This window comes from Escherichia sp. MOD1-EC7003 (genome assembly GCF_002965065.1).
Taxonomy (GTDB): domain Bacteria; phylum Pseudomonadota; class Gammaproteobacteria; order Enterobacterales; family Enterobacteriaceae; genus Escherichia.
The window spans coordinates 1-358 of sequence record NZ_PTRE01000331.1 but is presented as its reverse complement, the minus strand read 5'-3'; the positions used below and the strand labels follow the sequence as shown (position 1 = coordinate 358).

The 358-nt window shown below is 58.7% G+C and carries 1 protein-coding gene; it reads left to right on the top strand.

Going from position 1 to position 358, the window contains the following annotated elements:
• The coding region (locus tag A7090_RS25625) for an IS66 family transposase zinc-finger binding domain-containing protein (RefSeq protein WP_198599624.1) at nucleotides 1-358 on the top strand (358 nt) is incomplete at both ends.

Below are 358 nucleotides of genomic sequence, written 5' to 3'. Positions count from 1 at the left end.
GATACAGGAAGCACAGGAGCGAATCAGCGCACTTCAGGAAGAAATGGCGGAAACGCTGGGTGAGCAATATGACCCGGTACTGCCATCCGCCCTGCGCCAGTCTTCAGCCCGTAAACCGTTACCGGCCTCACTTCCCCGTGAAACCCGGGTTATCCGGCCGGAAGAGGAATGCTGTCCTGCCTGTGGTGGTGAACTCAGTTCTCTGGGATGTGTTGTGTCCGAGCAACTGGTGCTTATCAGCAGCGCCCTTAAGGGTCTCGAAACACAACGTCCGAAACTGGCCTGTTGCCGGTGCGACCATATCGTGCAGGCACCGGTGCCTTCAAAACCCATTGCGCGCATGTACGCCGGAGCGGGG